The organism is Streptomyces sp. NPDC020422 (assembly GCF_044386705.1).
In the GTDB taxonomy this organism is placed as follows: Bacteria; Actinomycetota; Actinomycetes; order Streptomycetales; family Streptomycetaceae; genus Streptomyces.
This window is the reverse complement of sequence record NZ_JBIRVJ010000001.1, coordinates 485,127-503,457: the sequence shown is the minus strand read 5'-3', so window position 1 is coordinate 503,457 and position 18,331 is coordinate 485,127. Positions and strand designations below refer to the sequence as shown.

The 18,331-nt window shown below is 72.4% G+C and carries 8 protein-coding genes; 2 read left to right on the top strand and 6 right to left on the bottom strand.

The features are described from left to right. Positions 1–30 precede the first annotated feature (30 nt). Positions 31–1,548, top strand: coding sequence for a glycoside hydrolase family 43 protein (locus tag ACH414_RS02255; RefSeq protein WP_398940592.1), 1,518 nt, complete (start codon positions 31–33; stop codon positions 1,546–1,548). A 92-nt stretch (positions 1,549–1,640) separates the two neighbouring features. Here the strand turns inward: ACH414_RS02255 and ACH414_RS02250 are convergent, their stop codons facing one another. The 6 genes from ACH414_RS02250 to ACH414_RS02225 all read right to left on the bottom strand — a co-directional run bounded on the left by ACH414_RS02250 (position 1,641) and on the right by ACH414_RS02225 (position 17,028). Further along, positions 1,641–2,357, bottom strand: a complete 717-nt coding sequence (locus tag ACH414_RS02250) for a hypothetical protein (RefSeq protein ID WP_382534592.1) — start codon at positions 2,355–2,357, stop codon at positions 1,641–1,643. Positions 2,358–2,391: 34 nt separating this feature from the next. Beyond that, on the bottom strand, positions 2,392–4,596 hold the full coding sequence (locus tag ACH414_RS02245; RefSeq protein WP_386562092.1) for a glycosyl hydrolase family 95 catalytic domain-containing protein: 2,205 nt from the start codon (positions 4,594–4,596) through the stop codon (positions 2,392–2,394). Positions 4,597–4,855: 259 nt separating this feature from the next. Beyond that, positions 4,856–5,707: a methyltransferase domain-containing protein gene (locus tag ACH414_RS02240; RefSeq protein WP_382534588.1), complete on the bottom strand. Its 852-nt coding sequence runs from the start codon at positions 5,705–5,707 to the stop codon at positions 4,856–4,858. A gap of 128 nt (positions 5,708–5,835) precedes the next feature. Next, positions 5,836–6,279: a hypothetical protein gene (locus tag ACH414_RS02235; protein WP_386562088.1), complete on the bottom strand. Its 444-nt coding sequence runs from the start codon at positions 6,277–6,279 to the stop codon at positions 5,836–5,838. Next, the gene (locus tag ACH414_RS02230; RefSeq protein ID WP_398940591.1) at positions 6,272–15,010 is read right to left on the bottom strand and encodes a SpvB/TcaC N-terminal domain-containing protein; all 8,739 of its coding nucleotides are present in this window, start codon (positions 15,008–15,010) and stop codon (positions 6,272–6,274) included. Before ACH414_RS02230 ends, ACH414_RS02235 begins: the two co-directional genes overlap by 8 nt. Positions 15,011–15,201: 191 nt before the next feature. Next, positions 15,202–17,028, bottom strand: coding sequence for a SpoIIE family protein phosphatase (locus tag ACH414_RS02225; RefSeq protein WP_382534582.1), 1,827 nt, complete (start codon positions 17,026–17,028; stop codon positions 15,202–15,204). A 195-nt stretch (positions 17,029–17,223) separates the two neighbouring features. Between ACH414_RS02225 and ACH414_RS02220 the strand changes: the two genes are divergently transcribed. After that, positions 17,224–18,285, top strand: coding sequence for an NAD-dependent epimerase/dehydratase family protein (locus ACH414_RS02220; RefSeq protein ID WP_391768159.1), 1,062 nt, complete (start codon positions 17,224–17,226; stop codon positions 18,283–18,285). Positions 18,286–18,331: the final 46 nt, after the last annotated feature.

The following is an 18,331-nucleotide window of genomic DNA, read 5'->3' as shown; positions in this document are numbered from 1 at the left end:
GTTCCCTCGGCCCCGTACGGAAGGACTCCCGTGCCGCCCGTTCCCCCGCGTCCCCTCGACACCGTCGCGAACCCGGTCATCCCCGGCTTCCATCCCGACCCCAGCGTCTGCCGCGTCGGCGACGACTACTACCTGGTGTGCTCCAGCTTCGAGTACTTCCCCGGCATCCCCGTCTTCCACAGCCGCGACCTCGTCCACTGGACCCAGATCGGCAACGTCCTGGACCGACCGGAGCAGGTGCGCCTGCCGGCGGACATGCCGTCCTCCGGCGGGATCTACGCCCCCACCCTGCGCCACCACGACGGCCGCTTCTGGCTGATCGTCACCAACTGCAGCGAGGGCGGCGGCAACTTCCTCGTCACGGCCACCGGCCCCGCGGGACCGTGGTCGGACCCCGTGTGGGCCCCCGGTGTCCCCGGGATCGATCCCGATCTGGCCTGGGAGGAGGACGGCACCTGCTGGTGCACGGTCGCCGGGGTCTCGCAGGTCCGTATCGACCCGTCCACCGGGCGCACGTACGGGACACCGCACCGGCTCTGGTCCGGCGGGCCCGGCGCCAAGGCGCCGGAGGCCCCCCACCTGTACCGGATCGGCGGCTACTGGTACCTGCTCATCGCCGAGGGCGGCACGGAGCGCGGCCACGGCGTCTCGATCGCCCGCGGCAAGAGTCCCGCCGGCCCGTTCGAGCCGTGCCCGGCCAACCCGGTCCTCTCCCACCGCGGCACCGACCACCCCATCCAGAACACCGGGCACGCCGACCTCGTCCAAGGCCCCGACGGCTCCTGGTGGATGGTGTTCCTCGGCGTCCGGCCGGGCGGCGGCACCCCCGGCTGGCACGTGCTCGGCCGCGAGACCTTCCTCGCCCCGGTGACCTGGGTGGACGGCTGGCCGGTCGTCGGCGAGGTCGCCCTCGACCTGCCCGAGCTCCCGTGGCCGCTCTCCCCCGGCCCCGTCGAGGAGCGGCGGGACGACTTCGAGTCGGCCGCACTGCACCCCCGCTGGATCTCGCTGCGCGACCGCACCGCCGAGCACTGCACCACCAGGGAGCGCCCCGGCTGGCTGACCCTCCGCGCGCGGGGAGGCTCCCTGGACGAGCCGGACGCGGTGTTCACCGGCCGGCGCCAGCAACACCTCGCGTGCCGGGCGCGCACGCTGGTCGATCCCTCCGAGGGGACCGGCGGCCTCGCCGTCCGGCTCGACGAGCGGCACCACTACGCGATCGAGGCGTCGGGCACGACGGTACGGGTCATCGCGCGCGTCGGCTCCCTGCGCACGGTCGTCGCCGCGCGGTCCGTACCGGCCGGGCCGGTGGTCCTCTCCGTCACCGTCACGCGGCTGCCGCCCCCGCACGGGCCGCGCTCCGGACCCGACGTCGTCTCCCTCGGCTTCGAGCAGCCGGACGGCACGCACACCGCACTCGCGGCCCTCGACGGCCGCTATCTGTCGACCGAGGTCGCCGGCGGCTTCACGGGGCGGGTCATCGGCATGTACGCGGCGGCCGGCACCGTCCGCTTCGACTGGTTCGACTACGAGCCGCTCGACGCCTGAACGGCGGCGCCGCCGAAGGCCGGGCACACCTGGCCGAGGCCGGTCCGCGTCCCTGTCGTAGGGCGTGGGCCGGCCTCGTCCCCCTCGCCGGATCAGCCGCCGGTGACGGTCAGGTTGTTCGTACGGAAGTCGAGTCCGCCGGCGGACGAGGTGATCTCGTAGCCGAACTGGACGTCACCGATGGTCTCGCTGCCCGGCATCCAGCCCTTGGTGTGGGCGATCCAGTCGAGGATCGCCTTGATGTCCACGGTGCCGGAGGCGGAGTCGGAGGTCCGCAGGAACGAGAAGACCTGGTTCGACCCGTTGGTGCCCTTGTAGACGTTCCAGCTGTGCCCGCCGAGCGTGGCGCCGGCCTGCCAGGTGCCGATCGGTCCGACGGGTCCGTTGTCGTTGACCCAGAGCATGATCTCGTACCGGTGGTCGGTGTCCCAGATGTCGTACGAGGTGTTGTACGCACCGGACGACGGGACGCTGACGTTGTAGCTGCTGGTGAGCCGGGTGAGCGAGTCGATCGGCTTCCTGATCGCCTTCGTGGAGTTGGGGTAGGACTTGATGCCGCCGGTGTTGGGGTGGTCGGCCCAGACGCCCCAGTTCGTACCGGAGTTGGCCCAGATGCACTGGCTGCCCGCGCCGGAGCCCCAGATGTTGTTGTAGAGGGTGTGGCCGTCCAGGGAGGTGCTGCCCCACTGGCCGCAGGAGTTCCAGACCGCTGCCGAAGCGGGTGCGGCGGCGAGGCCGACGGCGGCACCCAGGGCCATCGCCGGTGCCAGTACCGCCATGGTGATCGTGCGGAGCGAGTTCGTGACCATGGTGTCCCTTCCATGGGTGGGGGGATCGTGGGGGCTACCACGCCTCCATTCCGAGGACGTGGTCCTCTCCGGCGACGAGCGCGATCGACCGCGCGTCACCGGAGGGAGTCCTGACTTCGACGCGGACCGTGCGCGTCGGCTTGAGCACCGCCCTCGCCCGGCCGCGCGCCCAGGCCAGTTCGACCTCGGCTCCGCACCGGGTGCGGACGCCCGTGATCCGGCCGGCCGGCAGCGCGGCCGGCAGGGCGGGCAGGAGGACGAGGCGACGGGGAGTCGACTGCACGAGCATCTCGATCAGCACGCCGGGCAGGGTGTGCGCGGCGTCGGCGTTGTAGACGTGGCGGTTCGGGTAGTGGGCGCTCATCAGGGAGGCGTGGAAGAAGTCGCCGTCCAGGACCTGGCCGAGGGCGTGGGCGACGCGTTCGCCGTCGCGGAGCCGGGCGGCGACCAGCGCGTGGTGGAGGTGCCCGTGGGCGGAGTCGTTCTCGGCTCCGCGCAGTTCGAGCGCGCGGTGGGCCGCCGCCGCGAGCTCGGGGGTGTCGTACGGGGTGATCTCGTCGAGCGGCCAGACCCCGTACAGATGGCTGAGGTGGCGGTGCGCGTAGGAGTCCTGAAGGCCGGGCCAGGCCCATTCGGCCAGGGCGCCGTCCTCGTTGATCCGGTGCGGCGGGATCCGGTCGGCGAGGGCGCGCCAGCGGTCGGCGTGCTCCGGGTGGTGGTCGGCGGCCGTGCGCAGCGCGTGCCGGGCCGCCGAGAGGTCCATGGCCGCGTTGATCGTGCCCGCGCTCGCGTTCGCCGGGCGGTTCTCGGGTGAGTACGAGGGGACGACGACCACCTGGCCGTCGTCATCGGTCCGGGTGAGGAAGTCCTCGTAGAAGAGGGCGACTTCGGCGAGGGCGGCGGCGGTGCGCGGGTCTCGGCTGCCGTGGGTCTCGTCGTGGTCGACGAGCGGCTTGAGCAGCCAGTCGGCGCCGGCGGTCCACAGGTGCAGGGGGTATGCGCGGTCGAAGTGGTACGAGTGTCCCGACTCGCCGTCGGTATGAGCGGGGGCGACCACGCCCCGGGCCCCGAAGATCACGCGGGCGTTGTCGCGCCAGTCGGGCAGCTGGCGCTGGACCAGCGCGGCGTGGGCGGCGGTGACCTCGGGGAGTGCGGCAGCCGCGGCCGAGGCGGTCTGGAGGTTGAGGTTGGCGTCGTTCGTGAACGCCCCCGACCAGGCCGTGTTCCACTCTCCGGTCCACAGCCCGGTGAGCCGGGGCGGAAAGAGCCCGCCGGAGGAGAGCAGATGGTAGCGGCCGGCCGCGAACAGGCGTTCCAGGAGGGCGGGGTCGCCGGGGCGCTTGAGCAGCTCGGAGCCGGGCAGGGCCCGTTCGGCCGGGGCGGCGGCGAGGTCGAGGACGACGCGCTCGTAGGCCGTGCGGTGGAGGGCGGCGTGGCGGTCGAGGAGCTCGTCGTACTCCGCCCCGGCCAGCTCGCGCAGGGCGCGGCCCTCCAGGGCCACGTCGAGCTCGCCGGTGTGCCGCCGGACCCGGGTGAGGAGCAGGACGGAGCGGGCGGCCTCGATGCGCGCGCCCGGCGGGGCGAGGGCCGTCGTACCGCCGCTGACGGCGATCAGGGTGACCCCGGTGAAGGCACGGTCGCCCTCGGGGTAGCGGGCGCGCAGGCTCAACAGGGCGCCCCCGCCGGTGAGGACGGCGCCGTGGCCGAGGCCGAGGCCGGCGGGAGCGCCGGACAGGCGCGGGTCGAGGGAGACGTCGAGGGCGGGGCCGGGCGCCGTCACCCGCTGGACGATGACGTCGTCCGCGCGGGAGACGAAGACCTCGCTGGTCCAGTCGGCGCACTCCGCCCGGACGACGCCGGTGGCGAAGTCGACGGACCGACGGTAGCCGCTCTCCTCGCCGGACGGCCGGCGCAGCCGGATCCGGAAGGCGGGGTGGAAGGGCCGCACCCACTGGAGCGGACGGCCGTCGGTGAAGCGCTCCGCGGCGGTGGGGTCCCCGGCCAGGAGGCGGTCCTGGAGAGCGGGGAGTTCGGCGGCGAGCGCCGGGGGCCGGGTGTCACTGCCGTTGTCTCGCACGAGGGTGTGGTGCGTGACGATGACGCGCTCGCTGTCCGGCCCTGCGAACACGAGGGCGCCGTGGTGCCCGTTGCCGCTGAGGAAGCCGTCCTCCCAGCGGGCGGCCGGCCGGGGTTCCCACGTTCCGTGGACCGGCGTTCGCGGAGAACTAGGCGTGCTCATGACATACCTCGGTTCGCGCACGGGAGGGAGCGCGTCGAAGCGCTTCGATGTCCTGCGAGGCTAGGTGACCACATACGAGCGCACAAGAGTCGCTGCCATGATTCTCCTGCGCGCTTCTCATGGAACGAGCTTGCGACTCCGCCTACTTCACGTGCCGAGAGAGCCCCAGACGTCCACCCATGCGATGCAAAGGCGAATCGAATCGCTTCGAATGCATCAGTGGTAAGCGCCCACGAGGGCGCCCCCGAGACCCGATTCCTCAGCCTCCCGGCCGGCGCCCCCAGGCCGAGATCAGCGGCGCGAGCGTCAGGTCGAGTTCGCCCGCGTCGACGGCGGCCAGGTGCGCGTCGATCTCCGCGTCGTCGGCCAGGCCCGCGGCGAGCAGTTCGCCGCGGACGTGCCGGATCGTCGCCGCCTCAAGCCGGTCGCTCGCCGTCCCGCCGACCGGGAAGGAGCCCGCAGCGGCGACATCGACCAGACCGGCCTCGCGCAACGCGCGCGGCAGTGTCCGGCCGTAGCCCAGGTCCGCTCCACGGCGCGCGAGCAGCTCCCTCACCGCGGCGCGCAGCCGGTTGGCCCGCCGCTGCGCGGCGCCGCTGTCGTCCAGGCAGGCCAGGGGTTGCAGAGCGGTGTCGGCGTCCTCGATCAGCAGCCGGCCGCCGGGCCGTAGTGCGCTCACCATGGTGGCCAACGCGCGCGCCCGGTCGGGTACGTGGACGAGCACGAGCCGCGCGTGCACCAGGTCGAACGTGCCCGGCTCCGGGGGCGGGTCGGCGGCGACGTCGTGCCGGCGCACCTCGTACCCGGCGCCCTCGTCCAGCCACGAGGGGTCGATGTCCGTGGCCAGCACGTGCCCGGTCGGACCGACGGCCGCCGCGAGCGCCTCGGGGATGCCGGGGCCGCCGGCCCCCACCTCCCAGCAGCGCCAGCCCGCCCTGAGCCCCAGTCGGTCGAAGTGCCCGCGCGTCACGTCGTCGAACAGCTCGGCCAGCCAGACGAACCGTTCGCCCGCCTCGGCGCGCGCGTTGTCCAGCAGGTACCCGCGCGCGGCGGTCCCGCCCGCAGGATCGGGTCGGCCGGCGGGGTGCGGCGGGCGGGGCGAGGAGGTCATGAGTCCATGCTCGCCCCTGTCCGGGCCCCGTCGCGACGACGACGCGGGAGGGATGCCTCACACGGACGGACCCGGCCTGGGACGCGGCACCCCGTCGACGACCGGCAGGCGGCCGCAGCCCTCATCCTTCAGCCCTGCTCCGCGCCGTACCGTGCCCGCAGCCTGCCCGCGAGACCGGCGAGCGCCTCGGCCTCGTCGCCGACGGTGACCTCCCACGCGCCGCTGTCGACGGCTTCGAGGACCAGGAGGCACGCGCCGAAATCGTCCACGGCCAGCCGCTCCGGCGACAGCCGCCCGCGGTCCTCGACCGCCACCAGCAGCAGGTCGAAGAACTGCCCCACCCCCGCGGCGAACCGGCGCACCTGATTCCACGACATCACGTGGCCGGCGGGCGAGGCGTGCACCGCGGACCTGAACTCCTGGAACTCGAAACCGTCGGGAACACCTCCGATCCCGTCGAAGTCCAGGATGCTCCACACCCAGTCGTTGTCGGGGACAAGGGCGAGCAGCTCGGCCAGTCCGACCACACCGCCCTTGCCGTCATGCATCGGGAATCGCACGAGTTCAGCCATCGTTCCTCAGGGGTTCCGCCTTGCCACGCGTACGCGTGCCTCCGCTCGGATTGTCGGTGTAGGGATGCTGGTGCGGGTTGTCGTGGTCCTTGGGCCGCCCGTGGTCGGTGAAGTCGATGTCCTTGACGGGTTTGCCGTTCTCGTCGAACTCGCGTGCCTGGGCGTAGCTTCCGTTCCGCCCGTTCTTGACACCCAATTGTGAGTGCCGATATCCCGCGGCGTCCGGATCGGGAGCCGGCTCCTGCGTCCGCGGGTCCCTCGGGAGTTCCCGGTCGGGGAACCCACGCGGCGTCGTCGTGCAGTTGTGCACCAGGACCGAGGTGTCCCCGACCGCCACGTGGTACGTGTGGATGCCCGCGACCGTCAGATTGTGCACCCGCCGGTGTTCCGTCCACGCCCTGACCGCCGTGATCTGCGCGTACGAGCCGCTGCCCGTCCGCAGCAGCGTCCCCGGGGTGAGGTCCGCCGCCCGGATCCACGCCCCGAGGGACGGGACCCAGAACGGGTGCCCGTCCGTCGCGACGACCTTCGCGGAGGTGGTGTCGCCGGTCGCGACGGTGATCTCGACCAGGTGCTTCTCGCCCTCGCCGACGATCAGCCGGGTGACCGGCCGCGCCCCCGCCTCGCCCGATTCCGGGTCCGCGGCCATGACCTCGTCGCCCAGTCGGACCTCGGAGATCGGTTTGTAGGTGCCGTCGGCCATCAGGACCGGGGTGTCCGGGGTGAAGCTGTTCGTGTTGCAGGAGGAGGGCGTGGGGACGGGGGCCTCGTCCGCGGCCTTGACCGACTTCGCCGCGTCCGTCGCGTTGCTCGCGTTTTTGGCGGCCTGGCCCATGTCCAGAGCCTTGTTGCCGTACTTCGCCGCGTTCGCCGCGTACCCCGCGCCCGGGATCGCCGAGGCCGCGGAGAGGCCCGCGTTGACGTAGTCGCCCTCGACCGCGTACCAGCCGGCGTTGGCCAGGTCCGCCGCCTCGCCGACGACCGGGACCATGCCGACCACGTCGAGCGTGGTGTGCCCGATGGTCTTCCAGGACGGCATCTTGGGCCATTTGCCGGTGGGGTCGGTGAGCTTCAGCGGGTTGTCGTGGGTGTACGTGTACGCCGCCAGGTTGCGGGGCTCGTCGAGGCCGCCCGCGATGTCCTTGTCGAGGTAGTCGGGCAGGGCGGGGTCGGGGCTCGCCCAGAGCTGGGTCCTGGGGTTGTAGTAGCGGGCACCGTAGTAGTAGAGGCCGGTCTCGGCGTCGAGTTCCTTGCCGGTGAAGCGGTACGGGGTGCCGGGTGCGTCCGGGGCCCCGGTGCGTTCCTCGACCCAGGTCTCCCCGAAGGGGAAGTACTCGAGGTGTTCGGTGACCGCGCCCTGCTTGTCCGTGACGTAGCCGGAGGAGCCGATGTGGTCCGCGTGGAAGAACCACTGGGCGTCCTCGGGCCCGTCGGCCGCGACCGCCTTCGTGGTCAGGCGGGTGTCGCCGACGAAGATGTGCTTGTAGCCGGTGGCGTCGCGTTCGCTGTACGTGCGGTTGGGATAGAGGGACAGCCCGTCGCCGCGCTTGACGACCCGGTCGCCCTTGTCGTCGTAGGTGTAGCCGACGGTCGCGCCGGCGCAGCCGCCCGGGTCCTGGGGGACGGTGGCCGTGGCGGTGTCCTGGTTGCAGGCCAGGCGGTTCTCCTCGTCCCACACGTACTGGCGCCGTTTGCCGCTGACGGCGGTGTTCTCGGTGCCGGTCAGGTTGCCGTTGGCGTCGTACGCGTGGGTGACCGGGCCGACCTTGCCGGGGGCGTGCGGCCGCGCGGTGTCGTAGGTGTACGTGTAGGCGTAGCTGGTCCGGTCCTGGACGTCGGCCGGGTTCGACGGGTCGTCGACCGGCTCGATAGGCCCGGCGGTCCCGGCGGTGACCGGGAACGCCGGGGTGCCGCCGGCGACCTCGTGGTGCTGGGTCTTGTGCGTGGTGTTGTGGATCGAGTCGTAGCCGAGGCTCAGCGTGTAGGTGTTGAGCCGGTTGTTCCTGTCGGTGTAGCGGCCGGACGCCGAGGTGAGCCGGTACTGGTCGTCGTAGCCGAAGGTCTGGCTGCTCGGGCCGCCGATCGGGCCGCCCTGCGGGGCGTTGTTCGCGAGACCGGTGAGGTTGCCGATGTCGTCGTAGGTGTAGCCGAGGTCCTGGAAGGGGGTCCCGCCCGCCGCGGTCGACTTCAGCCCGGCGAGCCTGCGGTCGGCGGCGTCGTAGCTGTAGGTCGTGCGGACGCCGTTGCCGGTCTGCTGGAGGACCTTCTGGCCGAACTTGTCGTAGTCGAGTCGGTCCAGATAGGTGTAGGTGGTGCCGTTCTTGGAGCCGGTGGCCCGGGTGACCTGGCCACCGGAGTCGTAGGCGTAGCTCAGCACCTCGCCGTCGGGGTAGGTCAGCTGGAGGACCCGGTTGAAGGCGTCGTAACGCCAGGCGGTGGTGTAGGTGCGCGGGGCGCCGCCGGTCGCGGTGATGGTGCGGGTCTCCTTGGTCACCTCACCCAGCGCGCCGTAGGACCGGGTCACGGTGCCCGCCGCGTCGTGGACCTCGGTGATCCGGGAGGCCGCGTTGTCGGGGGCGCCGGGGGCGCCGTAGGAGTAGCTGACGTCGTTGCCGGGGAAGGTCGGGTAGCGGATCGCCTTGAGGCGGGAGTAGTCGTACTCGTACGTGATGCTCCGGCTCGCGGCCCGCAGGTTCGGGGTGGTCTTGGCGGTGACGTTCCCGGCCAGGTCGTAGCGGGTCTCGGTGCGTCCCGCGTCGGGGCTGTCGAAGACGGTGCGGCGGCCGAGGCCGTCGTACGCGGCGCGGGTGACGTTGTTCTTGTCGTCGGTGATCGCCGTGACCTGCCGCAGGGGGTCGTTCGTGTAGGCGGTCCAGATCGCGGTCGAGCCGTCGAACTCCTGCACGGCCGTGGTCGCGCCGCGGACGTCGGTGTACGTGCGGCGCCGCTTGCCGTTGCCGTCGGTCACCGTGGTCTCGAACCGGGTGGTCCCGGCCCGGTCGGGGCCGAAGGCGTACCCGGTGCTGGTGGTGACGCCGTCCGGGTGCACGGTCTTCACGGACCGGTCGAGGACGTCGAAGGTCTCCCTGGTGGGGGCGACGGTGTCGAAGGCGGTGTTGAACGTGGTGTTGGTGGCGCCCTTGGGCTCGGTCACCGGGTAGTACTTCTCGACCGCGCGGCCGAGGGCGTCGAACACGAGCCGGCCGGAGACCGTCATCACCTGCGCCGGGGTGGCGCCCGGCGTGGCCGGGACCGAGGCGTCCTTCTTGGTCTGCAGGATGCGCTTGAGGCCGTCGCCGAAGGTGATGGTGTCGATGGTGTCGGTGCGGACGGCGTTCGCGGTGCGGTCCAGGTGCCTGCTGGTGGCGTACGGGACGGGTGCCTCGGGGTGGTACTCGAAGTCGATGGTGGCGGGGCCGCCGCCGGCCTCGTAGGGCCCGGTCACCGAGTCGAGGCGTCCGACGCTGTCGTACGCCATCCGCACCGACTGGTCGTTCTGGTCGGTGTTGCGGTCGGGCAGGCCGTACTTGAGGTTGTGGGTCGAGGTCGAGCGGTAGCCGAAGCTGTCGACGACGGACTCGACGTGGACGCCGACGACCGTGTCGTAGCCGTAGGTCAGGGTGTAGCGCTGCCCGGCGGCGTTGGCCGGTCCTGTGGTCGACCTGAGGTTGCCGTCCGGGTGGTAGGTGAGGTCGGAGACGGCGGCCGTGTCGTCGTCGAGGTACTCGCGGACCTGGCGGACCTCGGCGGTGGCGCAGTCGACGTCGGCTTCGCGGTGCCGCAGCACGGTGCCGGTCGCGGCGGCCTTCTGGCGGACCGAGTTCGCGATGCCGACGACGCCGCGGTCCCGGCAGGCCGGATCGGTGGCGCTGTAGCCGTAGGTGGTCTCCAGGTCGTCCTCGGTGCCCTCGTCGGCGGTGTCGAGGGTGCGGACGACGTTGCCGTGGGCGTCGTAGGAGAGGTCGGTGTATGTGCTCCGGCCCGCGGTGTCCGCGCCTTCGTAGTACTTCTCCTCGACCCGGACCAACTGCGGGAAGACGGCGGCGGCGGGGTCGTCGGGGGTGGCCTCGGCGCCGGTCGCGGTGTCGTGCAGGCGGTAGGTGTTGCGGGTCTCGCGGTACGGGTGGTTCGCGCCGTCCGCGGTCAGGGAGCGGGTGAGCAGGCCGCGGCCGACGTAGCCGTCGGTGCGGTACTCGTCGGTGACCGCGCGGCGGACGGCGTCGCCCGCGGCGGGGTCGCGGTGCTCGGTGACCACCCGGCCGAAGCCGAGGAACTCGCGCTCCCTGCGGTCGTAACGGCCCTGCTCGTAGCGGAAGGTGGTGAGGCGGGTGTCGACGCCGTCGCCGGCCACCCCGTCGTGGACGGTGGTGCGGGAGAGCGACCAGCGGCTCTCCGGGTTGGCGGGGGTGTTGCCGGTGCGGGTGTAGTCGAGGTCGATGCGGGCGCCCAGCGGGCGGTGCACGGAGCGCAGCAGGTTGGTGCGGCCGGTCTGGTTGACCGCGACGAGGAGTTCGTCGTCCCGGGTGGACTTGACGTGGTCGGCGAGGCCGTCGCCGTCGATGTCGCGCAGGCTGGTCTCGGCGCGGCTGATGCCGGTGGTCGCGTTGGCGCCGGGGTTGAAGACGAAGACGCCGACGGGGGTGGGCAGGCCGACGGTGAAGTAGACGCCTCCGCCCAGGCTGGCGTTCTTGTCGACCGCGATGTCGGAGAAGCTGCCGCGGAACGGGGTGGGCGCCGTGAAGCCGGTGCCGGTGTTGACCGCGACCTTGATCGGGTTGGCCCCGTCGGTGAAGACCCGGTCGACGAGTCCGTCGCCGTTGACGTCCGTCATGCTCGCGCTGGTGTAGGAGGTCCCCAGCTCGGCGGACAGGCCGCCGGCGAAGCCGTAGCGGTCGACGTTGAACCCGAGGTTGACGCCGACGTTGCGGGTGGAGGCGTCGTTGATCGGCCCGGCCGACCAGGGTTCGCGGGCGGCGAAGGAGTAGCCGAGGTTCAGCTGGGCGTCGCCGTTGGCGAAGACCTTGTCCGGCAGCCGGTCCCCGTTGATGTCGATCAGGTCGACGCGGACGTCGGACTCGCCGCCGCCGAGGCTGCCGCCGATGCCGAGCGACGGCTGGACCGCGCCGGTGCTGGCGGTGTTGGCGCTGGTGCCCGCGTCGGGGGCGGCCATGCCCTGCGCGCTGGCGAGGGTGGCGGTCTCGCTGCCCGCGGAGAGCGACACGTTGCCGGAGATGTTGTCCGCCTCCCGGACGTTGCCGCCGAGGGTGCCGCGGGTGGCGCCGAGGGCGCCGTTCATGTCGGAGAACTGGATCTCCTTGGCGCCGACGACATCGGGGTAGCCGTCGCCGTTGAGGTCCAGGTAGTCGACCGAACCCGCGGTGATCCCGCCGACCACGGTGCCGCCGAACGGGCCGGCCGCGAGGGTGGCAGACACCTGGCCGGTGACTCCGCGGCGCATCACCGCCCGGTCGCCCTTGACGTCGGCGTCGGTGACGATGTCGATGGTGTCCGCGCCCAGGCGGGAACTGGTCGCCATCGCGGCGGTGACCCACGAGGACTGGTCCTGGGCGGCCCAGCCGCCCTTGGCGGGAACGGGGGCGAACACCGCGAGGCGCGGCATGGTGAGCCGGGGGTTCGCGGCGAAGGGCGCGACGTCCTCTTCCTTGGGTTCCTTGGGGAGGGCGTCCTTGAAGCTCTGGTCCAGGGTGAGTTCGGCCTGCTTGATCGGTTGGGTGGCGCGTTCGCGGTTGCCCTGGTAGCCGATCACGCCCCACCCGCGGTAGGGCTGGGCGAAGGCGCCCTGCCCGACGGAGCCGTGCATGGCGCTGGGTGCCGGGGTGAGGACCGGCCAGCTCGACGTCACGTCGTAGGTGACCGAGGCGGACTGCTCGACGAGCAGGCCGAGCAGTCCGGTCTCCGCCGTGGAGTAGTCGATGTAGAGCTCGTCGCCGGCGGTGACCGGCACGGTCAGGTCCAGGTTCGGGCCGCCGAACGGGGAGGTGTCCTTGGCCTGGAAGATCCGCTTGCCGAGCAGCTGCCCGCCGCGCTTCTTCACCGTGAACGCGATCTTGGCGTCACCGAGGAGATTGAAGTTGAAGGACACCTTCGGCCGCACCTTCAACTGGCCGGTCCTGGTGGCCTTGTAGGTCTGCTGCGGCGCGGTGAGGGTGTCCGCGGGGAACATCGTCATGTCGTACGGCGGGGTGATCACCAGGGTGGGTTCGCCCTTGGCGTCGACGAGCGAGTCGACGCCCTGCGCGGCCGTGTAGTGCGCCTTCGGTGCCCAGCTCACCGCCGAGACGTCGATCGGGGAGTCGGTCTTCAGCCGCCACGACATCTTCTCGAACATGCTGACCGGGATGCTCAGGTCGATCGCGGTGGTGCCGGTCGACGCGGCGGGCAGCACCTTGCGGTACACCTCCGCGGGGGTGTGGACGCCGTTGCCCTTCTCGATCACGACGGTCACGTCGTCCGAGGTCGCCTTGGACTTGACCACGTCGCCGGTCAGCCGCAGCGTGCCGTTCACCGGTACGGTCACCAGGGACGGCCGGCCGCCGAAGGTGAAGTCGTCGGACGCGCGGAACACGGTGTTCGCCAGCCCGTTCGCGTCCGTACCGGCCGGCAGGTCGGTGTAGGTGACCTGGGGGTCCCACGCCACGGTGTCGTACTTGCCGTCCAGAACGGACTGGGTGCGGAAGTAGAGCGCGTCGCCCTTCTTCACCGGGACCGACGCCACGTTGCCCGGGGTGAACTCGGTGTGGTCGTCCGGTCCGATCCGCTGCGCCCAGAGTTCGGTGTCCTTGTGCTGGATGGTGACCCGCACGCCGTCGGCCTTGGTGTAGGCCGCGCGCTGCGGGGAGGGGTCATGGGTCAGCTGTACCCGGCCGTCGACGCGGACGGTGCCGTCGAACGGCGCGACCCAGCGGCGCACCGTGTCGAGCAGCGGCGAGTTGTCCACCTGCCGGTTGAACTGCGCGGTCTGGTCGCCGACGATCTCGCCGGTCACCGCGCCGCCCCCGACCGGCACCGGGGTGCGGCCGGAGTCCGCGCTGTAGGCGGGGTGCCCCTGGGCGTCCAGGTAGCCGAAGAGCACGCCGCCGTTGTTCACCAGGTCGGCCATGCCGTCGCCGTTGACGTCGCTGAAGAACCGGTCCGAGGTGGTCGTGGTGCCCACGAAGTCCAGCTGGGCCGAGGTCGTGAGGACGTACGACTCGATGCCGATGGTGCCGGACAGCGTGCGCTCGGTCGAGATCCCCGGCAGGCCGGTGAGCCTGACCGGCGTGTCACCGAACTTCTGCGCTCCACCCGGTCCGGCCAGGTTGGGCCGGTAGAAGACGTCGTTGTTCTTGCGGAACACCTTGTCCGGCAGGTTGTCGCCGTTCACGTCGGTCAGCGTCGCCAGGCCGTCGGACTGGCCCGCGCTGAAGCCGACCTTCAGGCCGACGGATCCCTCCTTGGTCGGCAGCCCCTGCACGTTGTAGCCCGCGAACAGGTGTGCGCCGAAGCCGGCCGAGGTGTTCGCCGAGATCGCGCTGGCCTCGCCCTCGCGGATGTTCACCCCGAGGTCGTCGTCCGGCACCGACCAGCCCGCCGCGGTGGCGAAGGCGTTGTAGCCGCCGGCCTGGTCCCGTACGTCGTCGAAGTAGTCGAACGTGTGGGTGTGGAAGAGCTTGTCGTCCTCGCCGAACTGGGACACCGACCTGAGCAGCGTCTTGGCGAACGCGCCGGTGCGGTAGTCGAGTTCGTAGGCGCGGATCAGCTGGTCGTCGAGCTTGACCTCGACCCGGCGCAGCAGGTCCGCGGTGACCCGCTTGAAGCCGTAGCGTCCGTCGACCTGGACGTCGCCGCGGCGCGGTTCGCCCCGGTCGCGGTCGCGGATGAAGGTCACGGAGTAGCGGCCCTCGGTGTCGCCGCGTCCGGTGTAGGTGATGCGCTGCGGGTACAGGGCGCGGCCCGGCAGGGTGGCCTTGGCGACACCGCCGTCCTCGACCCGGACGTGGTGGTAGCGCATCAGGTTGTCGTGCGCGTCGCGGACCTCGCGGGCGGCCCACACGGCGATGTTCCCGGCCCCGTCGGCGAGCGTGGCGTCCGCCGCGCCGCCGTACACGGTGCGGGTGCCCTGCTTGTCGGTGACCTCCCACCAGTAGGCCGACGGCTTGTCTCCGTGCCGCACGATGCGGTCGAAGCGGCCTTCGACGCGCGGGTGGAAGACCTTCTCGGCGGTGCGGGCACGGAGTTCGCCGCGGTGGGCGACCGGGGTGAGCTGTTCCCCGTCCAGCAGGTACGACTCGGTCTCCTTGGCCGCGTCGTACCGGGGCACGCCCCAGCGGGTGTCCACGGTGATCGACGGGGTGCTCACGTCCCAGCCGAGCCCGGTCCAGCCGTTGGTCCCGGCCGAGTTGTACGCGACGGCAAGCTCGGGTTGCAGTCCGCCGCGGCCCTTGGGCACTTCGAGGGGGTACGAGAGGCGGGCGTCGCCGGTGCTGTTCGCGGTCGGCGGTTCGATCAGGTTCACCCCGGCACCGGGGTCGGCCGCCTTGATGTCCTTGATCTGGTTGGGGTTGAACGAGGTCCCCTCCGGCCCCTCGGGGCCGGTGACCGCGGTCCCCGCGTCCGGCCCGGCGGCGACGCTGTGGAAGGGCCAGGGCGAGGTGAGCCCGGACATGAGCAGGGCGAGGAGCAGGACGAGCACCACCCCGGCCCGTCGCCGGAACACGCGCAGAACTGGCATCGCCTGGCCCCCACCCCGTAGGACTCCCCTGGAGCACGCGTCCTACGACGACCACGGCCCCCTTCCGCAGTACCGAACGGTAGGCCGCGAGCAGGGCAGTTCGTACGCCATTTCTCGCCAGGATCGGTCGATGGTGGTCACGATCCGACAACGGGCGGTCGCCAAGGGTGAGTTGTCGCGGCGGGCGCCCCTCAGGAGGGCAGGTCGTGCTCCGCCCAGACCACCTTGCCGGTCACGGTGCGGCTGGAGCCCCAGCGGCGGCACAGCATGTTGATGAGCTGGAGACCGCGGCCGCCTTCGTCGCCGAGGTCCGCGTGCTGGATCTGGGGCAGGTCGGGGCCGGTGTCGGAGACCTCCACGACGAGGCGCTCGCCGCGCAGCAGCCGGAGTCTGCCGGGGCCGTTTCCGTAGCGCAGGGCGTTGCCGACGAGTTCGGAGACGACGAGTTCGAAGACGTCGGCCAGCTCCTCCAGGTCCCAAGCGGCGAGCTGGTCCGTGACCAGGCCCCGGGCGACGGACGCCGCACGCCCTTCCCTCGGCAGCTGCCACTCGCGCAGGTCGGCCGGGCTCCCCGAGGCGGCTGTCGCGGTCGCCGTGTCCGCCGCGGTCGTCGCGACGAGGAGCACGACCTCGTCGAAGCGCGCGGCATCGGCGGGAGCGCAGTCGAACAGGCCGCCGCTCGCGAGGGCCTCGGGGGCCAGGCCGCGCGCCGCCGCACGCAGGCCGTCCAGCTGGTGGTCCACGTCCCGGTGCCGGGACTTGACGAGACCGTCCGTGTACATGACCAGATTGCCGCCGGCCGGGACTTCCAGACGGACCGGGTCGTACGGGATCACTCCCGCGCCGAGCGGGGCGCCGACGGGCACGTCCACGAACTCCGCGGAACCCCGTCCGTCGAGGAGGAGCGGTGGCAGGTGGCCGGCGCTGGCCAGCGTGTAGGTGGAGTCGGCCGGGTCGTACACGGCGCACAGGAAGGTGGCGACCTGCTCGTCCTCCAGGTCGCGGGTGGCCAGGTCCAGCCGGGCCAGGACCCGCTCCGGAGCCATGTCCAGGGTCATGAGGGTGCGGGCCACCGCCCGCAGACGCCCCATGGTCGCGGCGGCGGGCAGCCCGTGGCCCATGACGTCGCCCACCATGAGGGCCGTGCGTCCGCCGGGCAGCGCCATGACGTCGTACCAGTCCCCGCCCACCCCGTGGTGGCCCGTCGAGGGCGCGTACTCCGCCTGGACGCGCAGCCCGGGCGTCACCGGCGTCGAGCGCGGCAGCAGCGTCCGCTGCAGGGAGACGACGTGCTCGCGCTCGCGCCCGTACAGGCGCGCGTTGTCGATGGAGACGGCGGCCTGGGACGCCAGCTGCTCCGCCAGGGCGAGGTCGGTGGCGGAGAACGGTCGTGTCCCCCGGCCGCGGACGAAGTCCACGCTGCCGAGCAGCAGCCCGCGGGCGATCAGCGGCACCGCGAGGTAGCTGTGCACCCCGGCGGCCCGCATCTTCTCCGCGGCGCTCGCGTTCGGCGCCACCTTGACGAAGTCGTCGTACCGCATGCGGCTCACCAGCACCGGCCGGCCCTGGCGCAGGCAGTAGCGGTGGAGCAGCGTCTCGTGCGACTCCTCGGCGCGGTCGGAGGTCTCGCCCACCGGCGTGGGTTCGAGGGAGGACAGCGCCTCGACGGCGCTCACCGCCATGGCCCGCATGCGCGGAGCGCCCGATCCCGTCCACCGCGAGCCCTCCTCGCCCCGCAGGACGGTCTCCAGGATGTCGACGGCGGCTCCGTCGGCGAAGCCGGGCACGGTGAACTCGGCCAGCTCCTGGGCGGTGCGCTCCAGATCGAGACTGGTGCCGATCCTGGAGGCGGCCGAATTCAGCCAGGCGAGACGGCCGCGTGTGGTGAGCCGGTCGAGGGGAACCTCGCCGCCGGTCCCTCCCAGCCGCCGGCGGGCGACAGCCGAGCGGTGCGACACGGCACCCCTTCCGGCCGAGGCACGGACTGCCAGGCGTCGTCTCCCCATGCCGCCGTTCACTCTTCCGGCCTCCCGAACAGGAACTCCACCACTGTAGGTGCCCAGCATGCACCTGTTCCCGGCCATTCGGGTCGCTCCCCGCCCCGGCAGTCCACCGGAAGCGCGCCGGGGACGGCGCGGAACGGCCGTGACGGAAGTCTTACGGACCGGCGCGGGTGCCCGCTGAGCCCGGGTCCGGTCCGTAGCGTCGCTGCCATGCGTGTACTCGTCACAGGTGGAGCCGGATTCATCGGCTCGCACATCGTCACCGCCCTCACGAAGGCCGGGCACGAGCCGGTGGTCCTCGACGCCCTGCTGCCCAGCGCACACCGTGTGCCGCCGAGGACCCCGGCCGCGGAGTTCCTCCATGCGGACGTCCGGGACCCCCTGGCCGTCCAGGCCGCGCTGCGCGGTGTCGACGCGGTGTGCCACCAGGCCGCCATGGTCGGTCTCGGCAAGGACTTCGCGGACGCCCCGGCGTACGTGGGCTGCAACGACCTCGGCACCGCCGTCCTGCTCGCCGCCATGGCGGCGGCGGGGGTGCGGCGGCTGGTCCTCGCCGGCTCGATGGTCGTCTACGGGGAGGGGCGGTACGACTGCCCCGCGCACGGCGCCGTACGGCCCGGCGCCCGGCTGCCCCGGGACCTCGCCGCCGGCCGCTTCGAGCCGCGCTGCCCCGACTGCGGCGCCGAACTCGCCCCCGGCCTGGTCGCGGAGGACGCCCCCGTCGACCCCCGCAACGTGTACGCGACGACGAAGCTCGCCCAGGAGCACCTGTCGGCGGCGTGGGCACGGGCGGTGGGCGGCACGGCGGTCTCGCTGCGCTACCACAACGTGTACGGGCCCGGGATGCCCCGCGACACGCCGTACGCCGGTGTGGCCTCCCTCTTCCGCTCGGCCCTGGCCCGGGGCGAGGCGCCCCGCGTGTTCGAGGACGGGGGCCAGCGCCGGGACTTCGTGCACGTGCGGGACGTGGCGGCGGCGAACCTGACCGCCCTGGAGGCCTGCGACGCCCTGGCGGCCGGCGCGCTGCGGACGTACAACGCCGGCAGCGGCGAACCGCACACCGTGGGCGACATGGCCCGCGCGCTCGCCGAAGCCTGCGGGGGCCCTTCGCCCGTGGTCACGGGCGAGTACCGGCTGGGCGACGTCCGACACGTCACCGCCGACTCGTCGCTGCTGCGCGGGGAGCTGGGCTGGCGGCCCCTGGTCGGCTTCGCCGAGGGCATGGCGGAGTTCGCCCGGGCGGAACAACGGGCCTCGGCGGCCCTCGCCTGACCGCCCTCAGCCCGCCGCCGGCAGGGTGCGACCGCGCTCAGCCCGC